The organism is Pseudomonas sp. LB3P25 (assembly GCF_054897985.1).
Genome location: NZ_CM142711.1, coordinates 5,930,992 through 5,947,934, shown reverse-complemented (window position 1 = coordinate 5,947,934; position 16,943 = coordinate 5,930,992). Strand labels below are relative to the sequence as shown.

Here is a 16,943-nt window from a genome sequence, read left to right as displayed (position 1 = left end):
AACGCGGTTTAACTTTGAAATGCCGGGGCCGCTTCGCAGCCCAACGGGGATAAATCCCCTCGCCACAGGGCGCTCCCACAGGGGTGAGTGATCGCCGAACATAAAAAGCCCCGCCTGATCAGATCAGGCGGGGCTTTTGCGTTACAGCAGGTTCAACTCAGTTCGAGCTGACCGCCGAACGCGGGATCACCGGCTGGTTGTCGTTGGAAATGGTCACTTCCACCCGACGGTTCATTGCACGGCCCGAGACGCTGCTGTTCTCGGCCACCGGGTATTCCTTGCCATAACCTTGGGCCACGATGCGTGCTGGATCGACACCCATCTTGATCAGAGCCACCTGCACCGACGTCGCGCGACGCTCGGACAGCGACTGGTTGTAGTTCTCGGCACCCGTGCTGTCGGTATAGCCTTCGATAATCACTTTACGGTCCGGGTTTTCCTGAAGGAACTGCGCCAGTTTGTTGATGTTCACCAGACCGCTGGACTTCAGTTCGGCCTTGTTAGTGGCAAACAACACATCACCGAACGTCACCAAGGTTCCGCGATCGGTCTGCTTGGCGTTCAGGCTGTCCTGCAATTGCTTGATCTGCGCGTCGCGGGCATCCAGACGAGCCTGGGCACGTTGCGCGGAAGCATTTTTCAGATTGGCTTCAGCGTTGCGCAGGGCGATGGTCTGCTTCGCCACTTCAACACGTTGATTGGTCAGGTAAGCCAGTTGGTCGACCTTGGCCTGGTCTTCTTTGTCCTGGTAAGCCTTGTCGGCCTTGTCCAGGTAATCGCTGGCTTCTTTGGTTTCCAGTGCTGCGACTTTGCTGGCTTGCGGGTTGGTTTGCAGGCCGGAGTAGTTGGTACGGGCCTGTTCCAGGTTCGCGTTGGGTGGCGTGGAGCAGGCGGCCAGTGCAACGCTTGCGGCCAGCAGGGCAGGGAGCATCAATTGTTTACGCATGGTGGTTTCGTCCTTTTAGTCGAGTAAGAAGTACGTCGTACCGCGCCGGTTACTGCACGGTGCGCTGGCTTTCCTGACGCAGTTCCTGAACCCCTTTCTGAGAGTCCTTTACAGCCTGTTCGGCTTTCATCGCCTGGGCTTTGCGTTCAGCCACTCGAGCGTCCCACTCGGCCTGTTCGGCCAGGATCTTGGCGTCGTCATACTTTTTATCGTGCATGGCGATTTCGGCTTGTTTGAGCTTGTCCTGGGCGGACTTCATTTCCACTGCTGCGAATTCGGTACCGCCGGCACTGACGGCGCTGTTGACCGCCGATTCCGTCACGGCGAATTGCTCGCTTGGCGGGTTGCCGGCACAACCGGCCAGAACGAGGCTGCTGCCGATGGCCAGTGCTGCCAGTTTCAGGCTACGCAGAGGGGGGAACGAGGATTTGGCAGTTCGGGTTTTCATGGTCTTCAACTCCATTGGAATAACTCCTGAAAAACTAAAAAATCCATCCTGGGTATGGAGCCGCAACCTTCAATTTCCGGGGTGTTTTGAAACGGCCATCCCAGGCGTGGTTAATGGGTGTGACCCGAGGCGTTTTTCGAAAGTTCAGAGAATATGGCCCATTGCCTGAAAAAACTTTGACCGGGCGGACAGGGCTCTAAACCGGGAATTCTTACTGCAAGCAGCAGTATTCCCGGCCCTGTAGGGAGCCAGGAATACGCATTTTTGGAGGGGGAAAGAAGTGCGGTAATCAGTGTTTCTGTTTGTCGTCAACGGCCGACAAATCGTGCAAATGACGACGGGACAATGCGAGAAAACGCGGAGTCGGACCGACGTCTTCGTACAGCGGATCACCTTCTTCGTCGGTGGCCACGACGGTCGAGCCCTTCACATACGGGAAGCTCTTTTCGAGCTCTTCCAGGGCGGCGCCGATCAGCTCGCCGAGCAGTTCTTCGGGCTGCCGTTTGGGGTACATCTCGATAATGGCCGCCAACCGTGCGGCGGCCTCCACATCCAGATGAATCGAGTATCCGGTGTCGGTCAGGCGACCCTTGGCGTTTTCTTCCCAGTGATGGGCAAGCTCGCGGATTTTCATAGTGACCTCATTGCGCACCTGCTCGTGGCAGGCAGTGTCAGTGTCCGGCAATGGCCGGCGACAGCCGTTGTACGGCTTACTCTTCAGACTAGCTTTAACGCACAAGGTTTAAAGTCCCTTCGTCGTCTAATGCCGCTGGGGGGATTGGGTGTATATCCGTTTCTTCGGTGATGGCCGCTGGCGGTTTCGCTTTTACAGCGAGTCACTTTCGAAAAGCGCGAAAGTAACCAAAGCGCTTTTGCCACTTTCGTTCGGTGCCTCGCCTAGGCTCGGCATGCCCTCGCTCCGGTCCTGCTCCGTGGGCCCGTCGCCATCGGCCATCCATGGCCGGGGGCGGCTAACCCGGCATCCATGCCGGGTTGCCCACTGCGCAGAACCTCCACTCGGCCTCTCGAGGCGACGGTGCATCAAGATCAAAAGCTGCAGGCGAGCTAACGCTCGGCCTGTTGAGTGGTGAGGAGCGTGCGTACACCGCTCCCCCTGTAGGAGCTGTCGAGTGAAACGAGGCTGCGATCTTTTGCTGTTGCTGTTGCTGTTGCTGTTGCTGTTGCTGTTGCTGTTGCTGTGGCTGTGGCTGTGGCTGTGGCTTTTGATTTTGATCTGTTGCCCCTTTCCCAGAGGCCGAACGCAGGTATTGCGTAGGGGGCACCGCGGCAAGGATGCCGCGGTAGCCGCCCCCGGCCATGGATGGCCGATGGCGGCGGGCCCCCGGAGCAATGCCGGAGTGAGGGCATGCCGAGCCTAGGCGAGGCACCGAATGGCGGGGCAAGAGCCCTTGGTTACTTGGGGCTCTTCCAAGTGACTCGCTGTAAAAGCGAAACCGCTAGCCGCCGTTACCGCAGAAACGGATATGTACCCACCAACCCCAATCCCCAATCCCCAATCCCCAATCCCCAATCCCCAATCCCAAAACTTTCTCAGGCGAACATCATTCCCGTCGTCGTCCGCTTGTAAGAACCGCTTTACAGCGGCACTCTCTAACTCAAGAGCATGGACACCAAGTCACCCGGATTTTCGCTGGAGAACTGCTGATGACCGATATCGATGCACGCTTGCGCGAGGATGTTCACCTGTTGGGTGAGCTGTTGGGCAACACCATTCGTGAACAGTATGGGGACGGCTTTCTCGACAAGATCGAGCAGATCCGCAAGGGCGCCAAGGCCGACCGTCGCGGTTCAATGGACGCTGAACTGAGCGCCAGCCTCAACCAATTGAGCGAAGCAGAGTTGCTGCCGGTGGCGCGGGCGTTCAACCAGTTTCTCAACCTGGCCAATATCGCCGAGCAATATCAGCTGATTCACCGTCGCGAAGAGTCACAGCCTGAGCCGTTCGAAGCGCGGGTACTGCCGGAACTGCTCGCCCGACTGAGTGCTGAAGGTCATGGCGCTGAATCCCTGGCCCGGCAACTGGGGCGGCTGGAGATTGAGTTGGTCCTCACCGCGCACCCGACCGAAGTGGCGCGCCGCACGCTGATCCAGAAATACGATGCGATTGCCGCGCAACTGGCTGCCCAGGACCATCGCGACCTGACCACTGCCGAACGCGAGCAGATCCACACGAAGTTGCAGCGCCTGATCGCCGAAGCCTGGCACACCGAAGAAATCCGCCGCACCCGCCCGACGCCGGTGGATGAAGCCAAGTGGGGCTTCGCGGTGATCGAACATTCGCTGTGGCAGGCGATCCCCAACTATTTGCGCAAGGCCGATAAAGCCCTGCATGACGCCACTGGCCTGCACCTCCCACTGGAGGCCGCACCGATTCGCTTTGCCTCGTGGATGGGCGGTGACCGGGACGGCAACCCCAATGTGACCGCTGCCGTAACCCGTGAAGTCTTGCTGCTGGCGCGGTGGATGGCCGCGGACTTGTACCTGCGCGATGTCGATCGCCTGGCGGCCGAGTTGTCGATGCAGCAGGCCAGCGACGACTTGAGGGCCAAGGCCGGGGACAGCGCCGAACCTTACCGTGCGGTGCTTAAACAGCTGCGTGAGCGCCTGCGAGCGACGCGTAACTGGGCTCACGCCTCCTTGACGACGACCACGCCGGCACCCGCCGATGTGTTGCAAAACAACCGCGAGCTGCTCGATCCGCTGGAGCTGTGCTACCACTCGCTGCATGAGTGCGGCATGGGCGTGATCGCTGATGGGCCGCTGCTCGATTGCCTGCGCCGGGCGGTGACGTTCGGGCTGTTCCTGGTGCGGCTCGATGTGCGTCAGGACTCGACGCGACATACCGCAGCCATGACCGAGATCACCGATTACCTGGGCCTGGGGCGCTATGAGGACTGGAGCGAGGAAGAGCGCATCGTCTTCCTGATGCGCGAACTGAACAACCGCCGGCCGTTGCTGCCGGCGTACTTCAAGCCGTCCGCCGACACCGCTGAAGTGCTGGCGACCTGCCGGGAAATCGCTGCCGCACCAGGCGCATCGCTCGGTTCTTATGTGATCTCCATGGCCGGCGCCGCTTCCGACGTGCTGGCCGTGCAACTGCTGCTCAAAGAGTCTGGCGTGTTGCGGCCGATGCGCGTGGTGCCGCTGTTCGAAACCCTTGCCGACCTCGACAACGCTGGTCCGGTGATTGAAAAACTGTTGCTGTTGCCCGGTTATCGCGCGCGCCTGCAAGGGCCGCAGGAAGTGATGATTGGCTACTCCGACTCGGCCAAGGACGCCGGCACCACGGCAGCGGCCTGGGCGCAGTATCGGGCGCAGGAGCGCTTGGTCGACATCTGCCGCGAGCAGCAAGTGGAACTGCTGTTGTTCCACGGTCGCGGTGGCACTGTGGGGCGCGGCGGCGGTCCGGCACACGCGGCGATTCTGTCGCAGCCGCCGGGTTCGGTGGCGGGGCGTTTCCGCACCACCGAACAGGGGGAAATGATTCGTTTCAAATTCGGCCTGCCGGACATCGCCGAGCAGAACCTCAATCTGTACCTGGCGGCGGTGCTGGAAGCGACTTTGTTGCCGCCGCCTCCACCGGAGCCAGCCTGGCGCAATCTGATGGACGAATTGGCCGCTGACGGTGTCAGCGCTTATCGCGCCGTGGTGCGGGAAAATCCACAGTTCGTCGAGTATTTCCGCCAGTCCACCCCGGAGCAGGAACTGGGGCGCTTGCCGCTGGGCAGTCGCCCGGCCAAGCGCCGCGCCGGTGGGATTGAAAGCCTGCGGGCGATCCCGTGGATCTTCGGCTGGACCCAGACGCGTCTGATGCTGCCGGCGTGGCTCGGCTGGGAAGCGGCGCTGAGCAAGGCGCTGGAGCGCGGCGAAGGCGAGCTGCTGGGGCAGATGCGTGAGCAGTGGCCGTTCTTCCGCACGCGCATCGATATGCTGGAAATGGTGTTGGCCAAGGCCGATGCGGATATCGCCCGGTCTTACGATGAGCGCTTGGTCGAGCCGGATCTGCTCCCTTTGGGTGCGCATTTACGCGACCTATTGTCGCAGGCCTGCTCGGTGGTCCTTGGGTTGACTGGTCAGTCGCAGCTACTGGCACATAGCCCTGCCACGCTTGAATTCATCCGCTTGCGCAACACTTACCTCGACCCTCTTCATCTATTGCAGGCTGAGTTGTTGGCGCGTTCGCGACAACAGGAAGTGGCGCAGGGCAGCCCGGTAGAACAGGCGCTGCTGGTGTCTGTGGCAGGGATTGCCGCCGGTTTGCGTAATACCGGCTAAGGTTTTCTTCGTGGGGGAAGGGCACTCGGCGCGAGCATCGAGTGCCTGTGGGCGAGGGGCTGAAAAGTGCTGGCAGGCGACAGTTAGTGATGGGGTTGCGACTAGGGGTACCCCGACGAAAGGCCACATCAAGCGCGGGTTTCTCCGACTTTCGGCGGCTTGTGTGCTCCGGGCCTGCTGTGTATCTTGATCAGCCTTTGACCGTTTGGGCGGTCACGACCCTTTTTTTGAGATTGGCCCCACGAGGCGAATCTGACGTTATCTATATAAAAAATTGAGGAGCACATCGATGCGCGTCATTCTGCTGGGAGCTCCCGGGGCCGGTAAAGGTACTCAGGCTAAGTTCATCACCGAAAAATTCGGTATCCCGCAAATCTCCACCGGCGACATGCTGCGTGCCGCGGTCAAGGCTGGCACCGAGCTGGGCCTGATCGCCAAGAGCGTCATGGACAGCGGTGGTCTGGTTTCCGATGACCTGATCATTAACCTGGTCAAGGAACGCATCAGCCAGGCCGATTGCGCCAACGGTTTCCTGTTCGACGGTTTCCCGCGCACCATTCCTCAGGCTGAAGCCCTGGTGAAAGCCGGCGTGGAGCTGGATCACGTGGTCGAAATCGACGTCAAGGACGAAGACATCGTCCAGCGTATCGCCGGTCGCCGTGTTCACGAAGCCAGCGGCCGCGTGTACCACATCGTCTACAACCCGCCGAAAATTGCCGGTAAGGACGACATCACCGGTGATGAGCTAGTGCAGCGCAAAGACGATACCGAAGAAACCGTGCGTCATCGTCTGTCGGTCTACCACGCGCAGACCGAGCCACTGGTGAAGTTTTACCAGGAGCTGTCCACCGCTCAAGGCAAACCGAAGTACAGCCACATCGAAGGTGTTGGCTCGGTTGAAGCGATTACCGGCAAGGTGCTTGAAGCGCTTAACTGAAAAGTCTGAATCGCTTCATCTTCTACGGCCCGCTTGCGGGCCGTAGTTGTTTATACTGGCGCACTTTTTCTGACCTCTCTTACGGAAACATCGATGAGCACCTTGCTGGCCCTGGACACCGCGACTGAAGCTTGCTCCGTTGCCTTGCTGCATGACGGTAAAGTCACGAGCCATTACGAGGTGATCCCGCGCCTGCATGCGCAAAAGCTGCTGCCGATGATTCAGCAACTGCTGGCGGATGCCGGGACCAACCTGCAAGCGGTCGATGCCATCGCTTTCGGCCGTGGTCCGGGTGCGTTCACCGGCGTGCGGATCGCCATCGGCGTGGTGCAGGGACTGGCGTTTGCGCTGGATCGCCCGGTGTTGCCAGTGTCGAACCTGGCCGTGTTGGCGCAGCGGGCCTATCGCGAACACGGCGTGAGCCAGGTCGCGGCCGCCATCGATGCGCGGATGGATGAAGTGTATTGGGGTTGCTACCGCGAAACGGCAGGGGAGATGCGGCTGGTCGGCAACGAAGCGGTGCTGCCGCCGGAAGTGGCAGCGTTGCCGGCTGACGCCAGCGGTGAGTGGTTTGGCGCCGGCACTGGCTGGGGTTATGCCGAGCGTATCGCCGTCAGCCTGACCGGGCAGGATGCGGGGATGCTGCCTCACGCTGAAGACCTGTTGACCCTGGCGCGTTTTGCCTGGGCGCGTGGTGAGGCGATCGTGGCTGATGAGGCTCAGCCGGTTTATTTGCGCGATAAGGTGGCGACCCCTAAAGCGCGTTGATTCCGAAGCCGAGTGGGTCCTTTCGCGAGCAGGCTCGCTCCCACAGGTTTTGCGCTAACCCTTGTGGGAGCGAGCCTGCTCGCGAAGGCAATCTATCGGATATTGCCAATCGTCGTTTTATACCCCCAGCTTTTAAACCTTTTCCATTTTCTGTGTTCTAGTTATCACTCGGCGGTTTGCGAAGCGGGCTATGCGCCACTAAACTGCCATCATTGATACCGGACATGTACTCATGCGTATAGACGGCGTTCCCTCTCAGTCCTACCCCATCAAACGCAAGGCTCGCAAAGGCCCTGTGGCGGATGACGACTACGTCGATATCGACGGCGAGCTGGAAATTCCATCCGAAGAGCAAATGGCCGCCCGCGCCGCCAAAGCCTCTGCGCAACGCTTGAGCAATCTCCCCGCCCGTCAACAAGACATGCTTTATCACCGTGCCATGAGCAGCAGTGTCGCGAAGGCTCTGGCCAGCTACCTGAGTACCGCCGGTTTTGTCGATTGGGATTCGGATGTGCTGGGCCTCGACCTGTACATCTGATGCGGCTGCCTTACTACCTGGGCTGTCCGTCCTGGAGTGAAAACGCCTGGCGCGATTATCTTTATCCACCGGACGCCAAACCCGCTGAGTTTCTGAATCTCTATTCCCAAGTGTTCAACGCCGTGGAAGGCAATACGACCTTCTACGCGAGCCCGGCTGCGACCACCGTGCAGCGTTGGGCCGAGACCATGCCCGAACACTTTCGCTTCACTGCCAAGTTCCCCGGTGACATCAGCCACAGCGGTGACCTGCGCGAACAATTGACCGCTGCCGAAACCTTCCTGCAATTGCTCAGCCCCCTCGGCGAACGGGTTTCACCGCTGTGGCTGCAACTGTCCAAAAGCTTTACGCCGCAGCGGCTGTCGGAACTTGCCGGTTTTATTGATGCAGTAGACCGGCCTCTGGCGGTTGAAGTGCGGCATGACGAGTTCTTCGCCAAGGGCGATGCCGAGAGAATGCTCAATCGCTTGCTACTGGATCGCGGTGTCGAGCGTATCTGCCTCGATCCCCGCGCGCTGTTCAGCTGCACATCGACCGATCCTTCTGTACTTCACGCCCAATCGAAAAAGCCCAGGGTACCGCCCCGTCCGGCCGCCTTCACGCAATGTCCGCAGGTACGCTTCATCGGCCATCCGCAACTTGAGGCCAACGACCCGTTCCTTCTGCCGTGGGTCGAGAAAATCGCCGTGTGGATCGAAGAGGGCCGTACGCCCTATATCTTCATGCACACTGCCGACAACCTGCTGGCCGCCAAACTGGCGCAACGCTTTCACGCAAAACTGATGCTGCGTTTGCCTGGCCTGCCGCCGCTGCCTGAGCTATACAGAGAGCCCGCTGCCGAGCAACTTGGCCTGCTCTGAAGCGGATTCCTTGCCCTTTTCAGGAGCCTGCCAATGGATGCGCAAACCCTTCGAGCCCAAGCGTTCAAAGCACTGCACGAACGCGCGGGGGCTTTTGTCATTCCCAACCCTTGGGACGCCGGCTCGGCGAAAATGCTCGCCAGCCTTGGTTTCGAAGCGCTGGCAACCACCAGTGCCGGTTACGCCTTCTCCAACGCCCGCCCCGATGGCGCGTTGACGCTGGACGACACCCTGGCAAACGTTCGGGCGATTGTTGCGGCAACTGATCTGCCCGTCGCCGTCGATCTGGAAAACGGCTTCGCTGACGATCCAGCCGAATGCGCACGGAGTATTTTGCGTGCGGCAGAGGCCGGTGCGGTCGGCGGCTCTATCGAAGATGCCACGGGCCGTGAAGAAGCGCCGATTTACTGCTTCGAGCATGCCGTCGCGCGCATCGAGGCTGCCGTGGCAGCCGCTCGCAGCTTGCCGTTTCCCTTTGTGTTGACCGCTCGTGCGGAGAACTTTCTGCACGGCAACCCTGATCTCGCCGATACCATTCGCCGCTTGCAGGCGTTTGCCGAGGCGGGTGCCGACGTACTTTATGCGCCGGGTCTGCGCAGTGCTGAAGATGTATTGGCGGTGGTCCGCGCCGTGGCGCCCAAACCCGTCAACGTATTGATGTCCGGTGGGCTCAAACTGACGGTCGAGCAGTTGAGCGAAATGGGCGTCAAGCGGATTAGCGTCGGTTCGGCCCTGGCGCTGGCGGCATATGGCGAGTTCTTCCGCGCTGCCGAAGAGATCAAGACGTCGGGCACGTTCGGGTTCACGTCGCGATCCATGCCGTACACCCAGGCCAATCAATTGTTCAAAGGCTGACGATGCGTTTTCGGTGGTGGCTGCTGTTGATGCTGTTAATCATTGGCACGGCGGCCGTGAGTGTCTGGCGCGGCTGGACCTCTCTACCATCCCAGTGGAATCCATGGGCGCCGCTGGACGTGAAGGCCGCGCCCAATTTTCTGACCCGCTACAAACTCATGCGCCTGAGCGATGATCCGCAGTTGTGCGATCAAGCCCTGAGCAGCTCCGGATTGCGCGTGACCCATCAGGCCGATAGCCCCGACGCGACGTGCCCATTGATCAACACCTTGCGTGTGCAAGGCGGTGAGGTGGCCCTGAGCAGCAGTTTCCTCGCCAGTTGCCGCCTGGCGGTGTCGTTCGCCCTGTTCGAACACCACGCCCTGCAACCCGCGGCGCAAGCGGTCTACGGTCAAGCGGTAGCGCGTGTCGACCATCTCGGCAGCTTTGCCTGTCGCAACGTCTACAGCCGCGAAAACGGCAGACGCAGCCGGCATGCCAGCGCCGATGCGCTGGACATCGCCGGTTTTCGCTTGGCCGATGGCCGCTCCATCAACGTGCTCAAGGATTGGCCGAAGGATAATCAGGACGCACAGTTTTTACGTCAGGTCCGCGATGGCGCCTGCGACCTGTTCAGTGTGGTATTGAGCCCGGATTACAACGCCGCCCATCGCGATCACTTTCATGTGGATGTCGGGCCGTGGTGGGTGTGTCGCTGAAGGCCTGTTATTGAAAGTCAGGCGGCGATGCGCAGGTTCTGCAGGACGATCGGGCGAGCCCAGCCGTTATCGAAATCGAGTTGTTTTTGTTGCTCCACCCGCTCTTCGGGCGAGAACGGCGGGAATGGCTTGTCCAGCAGATCGAGTTCGAATTCGGCGATCGGCAGGTGCAGCGGACGCGGTTGCGGCGCCGGACCTGCTTGCGGCACAGGCTGACCTGCGGTGAGCACGATCGGGCGGACCCAACTGCTTTCGAAGTCCTGTTGCTTCTGTTGAGCGACGATTTCTTGTGCCGGGAACGGTGGGAAAGGTTTGTCGGCCAGGTCCATGTCGAACTCGGCAATCGGCAGAAACAGCGGCTCGGGCGGGCGAACCACGGTGTCCGTCACATCGCATTCGCGCTGGGAAATGATGTGCGCCAGCAGTTCGCTGCCAACGGTGGGTTCGACCGGGCTGTCGAGATCGACCGGTGGGAAGTTGAGAGAAGCCGGTACGACATCGCCCGACTGATCGGCCAGGGCCTGGGCAAAAAAATCCTGCCACAGGTGACTGACGCCGCTCAGTGCTTGGGAATTTCGCAGACCATAATCGCCATGACGCGATATATAGCCTACGGATGTGCTTCGAATGTCTGACATTTCTCTCGGTCGACGCTCAGCTCTGGCAAAATGCTCGATAGTTTTGTTATCGGACGTTTTTTGCCGATCATTAATTTTTTGAGCACCTTTTCCCATGATTGAGCAACCCGCGGCCTGCCGCATCCATGTCGAGGCCCTGGCCGCGACTTTTCAGCCACAGGCCGAACAATGGGCCGAGCGCCTGGGTTTGCCGATGCAGGTGGATGACGGTGAGTTTGCCTTGCAGGTCGGCGAGCAGGGTTTGCAGCTGCAACAGCTTGGGGCGGATGCGCCGGGGCCGGTACGGGTGGACTTCGTCGAGGGTGGTGCGGCCCATCGCCGTTTGTACGGCGGTGGTAGCGGTCAGATGATCGCCAAGGCGGTCGGGGTTGCCCAAGGCGTACGTCCGCGCGTGCTGGATGCCACGGCGGGGCTGGGCAAAGATGCATTCGTGCTGGCGAGCCTGGGCTGCGAGATGAGCCTGATCGAGCGCCAGCCGCTGATTGGCGCTTTGCTTGAAGATGGCCTGGCGCGCGGCGCGGAAGACTTTGACGTGGCGCCGATCGTGGCGCGGATGCACTTGCTCAAGGGCAATTCGATTGAGGTGATGCGTAATTGGGAAGGCGAGCCGCCGCAGGTGATCTACCTCGACCCGATGTTTCCCCATCGTGAGAAAACTGCCTTGGTGAAGAAGGAAATGCGCCTGTTCAGGCCGCTGGTGGGCGATGATCCGGATGCGCCTGCACTGCTCGAAGCCGCGTTGGCGTTGGCCAGCCACCGGGTGGTGGTCAAGCGCCCGCGCAAGGCGCCGTGTATCGAAGGGCCGAAGCCGAGTCATGCGCTGGACGGTAAATCCAGCCGTTATGACATTTATCCGAAGAAAGCGCTGAAACCCTGATACCGAGGCGCGCCCTTCGCGAGCAGGCTCGCTCCCACAGTGGTTCTGTGGTGTACACCAAATGTGTGACCACAATAAATCCCCTGTGGGAGCGAGCCTGCTCGCGAAGGGGCCAGACCAGACAACCCAAATCTATCAGGCTGTCTCTGGCCGATACGCCCGCATAAACAACCCCACCACTTCCTGCACATGGCTCTCGGCCGCATCCCCGGTCAACGGCTCGCCACAGCCATAAAGCAGCCTGAAATTTCCCGCACCCTTGAGCAGGCAGAAGAAATGCTCGGCCGCATTGCGCGGTTTGTCGATGCTCAACGCGCCGCTCTGATCAACCTTGGTCAGCAACCGCTCCATGCCCTGCAACATGCGCTCAGGCCCGGCCTCGAAGAAAATCAGCGAGAGTTTCGGGTCCTGGCTGCCCAGGGTCATCATCAGCCGGTGCAGGTTCACCGATTCGTCACTGTTGATCAGTTGATGAAAACCGCGCGCGATGTTCAGCAACACGGCTTCCACCGCGACGCCATCCGGCAATTCGAAAAACAGCGTCGGCAATTGCTCTTCGCACTTGGCCATCACGGCGGCGGAGAACAGCGTCTCCTTGTCGTTGAAATGGCTGTAGACCGTCAGCTTCGACACACCGGCCACGGCCGCCACGGCGTCCATGCTGGTATTCGCATAACCCTTGCTCAGAAACAGAATTTTCGCCGCGTCGAGGATCGCTCGGCGCTTGGCCAAATCCTTGGGACGGCCTGGGCCGTTGGGTGCTGAAAGATTGTTAGGCATATGCGCTTTTATTACTGGACTGGTGAGTTTGCTATTAATAACATACTGCTCAGTATAATTATTCCGAGCACCATTAGCGAAAGGTCCTTCACCATGTTCCGCTATGCCTTGCCCCTCGCGTTGCCAGTCAGTCTGGCGTTTTTATTGTCTGCGTGTGGCCACGAAGAGGCGCCCCAAGTCACCGTTCGCCCGGCCATGGTCGTGCAGCCAGAGCCTTCGGCTCAGGCGATGGAAAGTTTTCCCGGTGAAGTGCGCGCACGGTATGAGCCGGACCTGGCGTTTCGCATTGGCGGTAAAGTCAGTCGACGACTGGTCGAAGAGGGGCAGCGTGTCAAGGCCGATCAACCTCTGGCGGAACTCGATCCTCAAGACGTACGCCTGCAACTGGAAGCCACCCGTGCCCAGGTCGCCGCTGCCGAGGCCAACCTGAACCTGGTGCGCGCCGAACGTGATCGTTACAAGACCCTGATGGACCGTCAGATGGTCAGCCGTTCGCAGTACGATAATTCCGAAAACCTTTACCGATCCGGTGAAGCACGCCTCAAGCAAATCAAAGCCGAATTCAACGTTTCGACCAATCAGGCCAGTTACGCCGTGCTGCGTGCGCCTCAGGATGGGGTGGTGGCTAAACGCGCGGTTGAAGTCGGGCAAGTGGTGGCGGCGGGGCAAACCGTATTCACCCTCGCCACCGATGGCGAACGCGAAGTATCGATCAGCTTGCCGGAGCAGAGCTTTGGCCGCTTCAAGGTTGGTCAGCCAGTCTCGGTAGAACTCTGGACCCAACCCGACCAACGTTTCGCCGGGCGCATCCGTGAGCTGTCGCCTGCCGCCGATCCAAAATCGCGTACCTTTGCCGCCCGCATCGCGTTCACTGCCGGCAAGGTCCCCGCCGAACTCGGCCAGAGCGCCCGGGTGTTCGTTCAGACCTCCGATGTGGTGCCGCTGTCGGTGCCGCTTTCCGCGCTGACCGCGGAAAACGGCGCGACCTACGTCTGGGTTGTCACTACCAACAACACCTTGAAGAAAACCCCGGTCCGGGTCGGTGCCTTCGGCGAGAAAACCGTACCGGTGCTCGAAGGCCTGAATGCCAGCGACTGGGTGGTGGCCGCTGGCGTCCATGTGCTTCTTGAAGGGCAGCAAGTGCGCCCGGTGGATCGCTCCAACCGCGTGGTCAATCTGGCGGACAAGGAGTAATCCCCGATGGGTTTCAATCTTTCCGAATGGGCGCTGCGTAATCGCCAGATCGTACTGTTCCTGATGCTCTTGCTGGCCATTGTCGGCGCACTGTCTTACACCAAGCTCGGCCAAAGTGAAGACCCGCCGTTCACCTTCAAGGCCATGGTGATTCGTACCAACTGGCCGGGGGCCACGGCGCAGGAGGTATCGCGCCAGGTCACCGAGCGTATTGAAAAGAAACTGATGGAAACCGGCGAGTACGAACGCATCGTTTCGTTCTCCCGTCCGGGCGAATCCCAAGTGACGTTCGTCGCCCGTGATTCCATGCACTCGGTGGAAATCCCGGACCTCTGGTACCAGGTTCGCAAGAAGATCAGCGACATTCGTCAGACCCTGCCACCGGGCATCCAGGGGCCATTCTTCAACGATGAGTTCGGCACAACGTTTGGCAATATCTACGCGCTGACTGGCGAAGGTTTTGATTACGCGGTGCTCAAGGACTACGCCGACCGCGTGCAGATTCAGCTGCAACGGGTCAAGGATGTGGGCAAGGTTGATCTGCTCGGGTTACAGGACGAGAAGATCTGGATCGAACTCTCCAACGTCAAACTCGCCACCCTCGGCCTACCTTTGTCGACGGTGCAGCAGGCCCTTGAAGAGCAGAACGCGGTGTCCACCGCCGGATTCTTTGAAACCAGCAGTGAGCGATTGCAGCTACGCGTCTCGGGGAATTTTCAGACGGTCGAAGAGATCAAGAACTTCCCTATCCGCGTCGGTGATCGTACGTTCCGCATCGCCGATGTGGCGGATGTGCGTCGGGGGTTCAACGATCCGCCAGCGCCGAGCATGCGCTTCATGGCGGAAAACGCCATCGGTCTGGCCGTGGCCATGAAGGACGGTGGCGACATTCTGGTGCTGGGCAAGGCGTTGGAAATCGAGTTCGACCGGATCCAGAAAAATCTCCCTGCCGGTATGCAGCTGCGCAAGGTCTCCGACCAGCCCGCCGCCGTGAAAAGCAGTGTCGGTGAGTTTGTTCAGGTGCTGGTGGAAGCACTGGCAATCGTCCTGCTGGTGAGCTTCTTCTCCCTCGGCGTGCGCACCGGCATGGTGGTCGCGCTGGCGATTCCTTTGGTATTGGCGATGACATTCGCCTGCATGTATTACCTGGGAATCGGCCTGCACAAGATTTCCCTCGGGGCGTTGGTACTGGCGCTGGGTTTGTTGGTGGACGACGCGATCATCGCCGTGGAAATGATGGCGATCAAAATGGAGCAAGGCTTCGACCGGATCAAGGCGGCCAGTTACGCCTGGACCAGCACCGCATTCCCGATGCTCACCGGTACGCTGATCACCGCTGCCGGCTTCCTGCCGATTGCCACTGCGCAATCGGGTACAGGCGAATACACCCGTTCGATCTTCCAGGTGGTGACCATCGCGTTGCTGGCCTCGTGGGTGGCTGCTGTTGTGTTTGTGCCTTATCTGGGGGAAAAACTCCTGCCGGATCTGGCGAAGATTCATGCAGCCAAACATGGCACCGGCGGCGGCCAGCCCGATCCTTACGGCACGCCGTTCTATCAGCGCGTCAGACGCTTGGTGGAGTGGTGCGTACGGCGGCGCAAGACGGTCATTGTCCTGACGGTCGTGTTGTTTATCGGTTCTGTCATCCTGTTTCGCTTCGTGCCGCAACAGTTCTTCCCGGCATCGGGTCGTCTGGAATTGATGGTCGATCTGAAACTGGCGGAAGGTGCCTCATTGAGCAACACCCGCGATGAGGTCAAACGCCTCGAAGCATTGCTGAAGGATCACGCCGGTATCGACAACTATGTCGCTTACGTGGGCACCGGTTCGCCACGTTTTTACCTGCCGCTGGATCAACAACTTCCTGCAGCGAGCTTCGCGCAGTTTGTCGTCCTGGCCAAAACCATCGAGGAGCGCGAAACACTGCGCACCTGGCTGATCGAAGCCCTCAAGGAACAATTCCCGGCCCTGCGCGCGCGGGTGACACGTCTGGAGAACGGGCCACCGGTTGGCTATCCGATGCAGTTCCGGGTCACCGGTGAGCACATCGAGGAAGTCCGCGCGCTGGCCCGTAAAGTTGCCGCCAAGGTTCGCGAGAACCCGCATGTGGTCAACGTTCATCTGGACTGGGAAGAGCCGAGCAAAGTTGTTTATCTGAACGTCGATCAGGACCGCGCCCGAGCGCTTGGCGTGAGCACCGCGAACCTGTCGAAGTTCCTGCAAAGCTCTCTGACCGGTTCCAGCGTCAGCCAGTACCGTGAAGACAACGAATTGATCGAGATTTTGTTGCGCGGCACGTTGCACGAACGCACCGAACTGTCATTGCTGCCAAGCCTGGCGGTGCCGACTGATAACGGTCGCAGCGTGGCGCTGTCGCAAATCGCGACCCTGGAGTACGGCTTCGAAGAAGGCATTATCTGGCACCGTAACCGCTTGCCGAACGTGACGGTACGCGCCGACATTTACGGCAAGGAGCAACCGGCGACGCTGGTGCAGCAGATCATGCCAACCCTCGATCCGATTCGCGCCGAACTGCCGGACGGGTATTTGCTGGAGGTCGGCGGCACGGTGGAAGACTCGGCTCGCGGGCAGAATTCGGTGAAGGCCGGTGTGCCGCTGTTCATCGTGGTGGTGCTGACATTACTGATGCTGCAACTGCGCAGTTTCTCACGCACGGTGATGGTGTTTCTGACGGCGCCTTTGGGTTTGATCGGTGTGACCTTGTTCCTGATGGTGTTCCGTCAGCCATTCGGTTTCGTCGCGATGCTCGGGACCATCGCGCTGTCCGGGATGATCATGCGTAACTCGGTGATTCTGGTGGACCAGATCGAGCAGGACATCGCCGCGGGGCTCAAGCCTTGGCAGGCGATTATTGAAGCCACGGTGCGGCGATTCCGACCGATTGTGTTGACTGCACTCGCGGCGGTGCTGGCGATGATTCCGCTGTCGCGTAGCGTGTTTTTCGGGCCGATGGCGGTGGCGATCATGGGCGGGCTGATTGTGGCGACGGCGCTGACGTTGCTGTTTTTGCCGGCGCTGTATGCGGCGTGGTTCAGGATCAAAAAGGACCCAGCCTAACCTCTGTAGGAGCAAAGCTTGCTCGCGATA

At 60.1% G+C, this 16,943-nt stretch carries 15 protein-coding genes; 10 read left to right on the top strand and 5 right to left on the bottom strand.

The window, feature by feature from the left end; translation table 11 throughout:
- Positions 1-157: 157 nt before the first annotated feature.
- The 3 genes from ACYZTW_RS27355 to ACYZTW_RS27345 form a co-directional block, all read right to left on the bottom strand.
- On the bottom strand, positions 158-946 hold the full coding sequence (locus ACYZTW_RS27355; protein WP_462002555.1) for an OmpA family protein: 789 nt from the start codon (positions 944-946) through the stop codon (positions 158-160).
- A 49-nt stretch (positions 947-995) separates the two neighbouring features.
- A complete protein-coding gene (locus ACYZTW_RS27350) occupies positions 996-1,409 on the bottom strand; it encodes a DUF4398 domain-containing protein (RefSeq protein ID WP_462002554.1) in 414 nt (137 codons plus the stop codon).
- Between the two features lie 274 nt (positions 1,410-1,683).
- Positions 1,684-2,028: a hypothetical protein gene (locus ACYZTW_RS27345; RefSeq protein WP_046048158.1), complete on the bottom strand. Its 345-nt coding sequence runs from the start codon at positions 2,026-2,028 to the stop codon at positions 1,684-1,686.
- 1,031 nt (positions 2,029-3,059) lie between these two features.
- Between ACYZTW_RS27345 and ppc the strand changes: the two genes are divergently transcribed.
- The 7 genes from ppc (at position 3,060) to ACYZTW_RS27310 (ending at position 10,346) form a co-directional block, all read left to right on the top strand.
- Positions 3,060-5,690 (top strand): phosphoenolpyruvate carboxylase, encoded by a 2,631-nt coding sequence (gene ppc / locus ACYZTW_RS27340; protein WP_462002553.1) that lies wholly within the window; start codon positions 3,060-3,062, stop codon positions 5,688-5,690.
- A gap of 289 nt (positions 5,691-5,979) precedes the next feature.
- The gene (gene adk, locus ACYZTW_RS27335; protein WP_054047246.1) at positions 5,980-6,627 is read left to right on the top strand and encodes an adenylate kinase; all 648 of its coding nucleotides are present in this window, start codon (positions 5,980-5,982) and stop codon (positions 6,625-6,627) included.
- 93 nt (positions 6,628-6,720) lie between these two features.
- Entirely contained in the window at positions 6,721-7,395 is a 675-nt protein-coding gene (gene tsaB / locus ACYZTW_RS27330) for a tRNA (adenosine(37)-N6)-threonylcarbamoyltransferase complex dimerization subunit type 1 TsaB (RefSeq protein ID WP_462002552.1), read from the top strand.
- A gap of 232 nt (positions 7,396-7,627) precedes the next feature.
- Entirely contained in the window at positions 7,628-7,933 is a 306-nt protein-coding gene (locus ACYZTW_RS27325) for a hypothetical protein (RefSeq protein ID WP_462002551.1), read from the top strand.
- A complete protein-coding gene (locus ACYZTW_RS27320; RefSeq protein WP_462002550.1) occupies positions 7,933-8,793 on the top strand; it encodes a DUF72 domain-containing protein in 861 nt (286 codons plus the stop codon). Before ACYZTW_RS27325 ends, ACYZTW_RS27320 begins: the two co-directional genes overlap by 1 nt.
- A gap of 33 nt (positions 8,794-8,826) precedes the next feature.
- The gene (locus ACYZTW_RS27315; protein WP_462002549.1) at positions 8,827-9,648 is read left to right on the top strand and encodes an isocitrate lyase/PEP mutase family protein; all 822 of its coding nucleotides are present in this window, start codon (positions 8,827-8,829) and stop codon (positions 9,646-9,648) included.
- 2 nt (positions 9,649-9,650) lie between these two features.
- Positions 9,651-10,346, top strand: coding sequence for an extensin-like domain-containing protein (locus ACYZTW_RS27310; RefSeq protein WP_462002548.1), 696 nt, complete (start codon positions 9,651-9,653; stop codon positions 10,344-10,346).
- 17 nt (positions 10,347-10,363) lie between these two features.
- Here ACYZTW_RS27310 and ACYZTW_RS27305 read toward each other — a convergent pair whose 3' ends face one another.
- Positions 10,364-10,984: an energy transducer TonB gene (locus tag ACYZTW_RS27305; protein WP_462002547.1), complete on the bottom strand. Its 621-nt coding sequence runs from the start codon at positions 10,982-10,984 to the stop codon at positions 10,364-10,366.
- Between the two features lie 94 nt (positions 10,985-11,078).
- On the opposite strand from ACYZTW_RS27305, the gene ACYZTW_RS27300 reads away from it, so the two are divergent.
- Entirely contained in the window at positions 11,079-11,861 is a 783-nt protein-coding gene (locus ACYZTW_RS27300; RefSeq protein ID WP_462002546.1) for a class I SAM-dependent methyltransferase, read from the top strand.
- A gap of 135 nt (positions 11,862-11,996) precedes the next feature.
- On the opposite strand, the gene ACYZTW_RS27295 is transcribed toward ACYZTW_RS27300, so the two are convergent.
- Positions 11,997-12,641 (bottom strand): TetR/AcrR family transcriptional regulator, encoded by a 645-nt coding sequence (locus tag ACYZTW_RS27295; RefSeq protein ID WP_462002545.1) that lies wholly within the window; start codon positions 12,639-12,641, stop codon positions 11,997-11,999.
- Positions 12,642-12,734: 93 nt separating this feature from the next.
- Between ACYZTW_RS27295 and ACYZTW_RS27290 the strand changes: the two genes are divergently transcribed.
- On the top strand, positions 12,735-13,835 hold the full coding sequence (locus tag ACYZTW_RS27290) for an efflux RND transporter periplasmic adaptor subunit (RefSeq protein ID WP_462002544.1): 1,101 nt from the start codon (positions 12,735-12,737) through the stop codon (positions 13,833-13,835).
- A gap of 6 nt (positions 13,836-13,841) precedes the next feature.
- Positions 13,842-16,913 carry an efflux RND transporter permease subunit gene (locus ACYZTW_RS27285; RefSeq protein ID WP_462002543.1) on the top strand — a complete coding sequence of 1,024 codons (3,072 nt, stop codon included), beginning with the start codon at positions 13,842-13,844 and terminating at the stop codon, positions 16,911-16,913.
- Positions 16,914-16,943 lie beyond the last annotated feature (30 nt).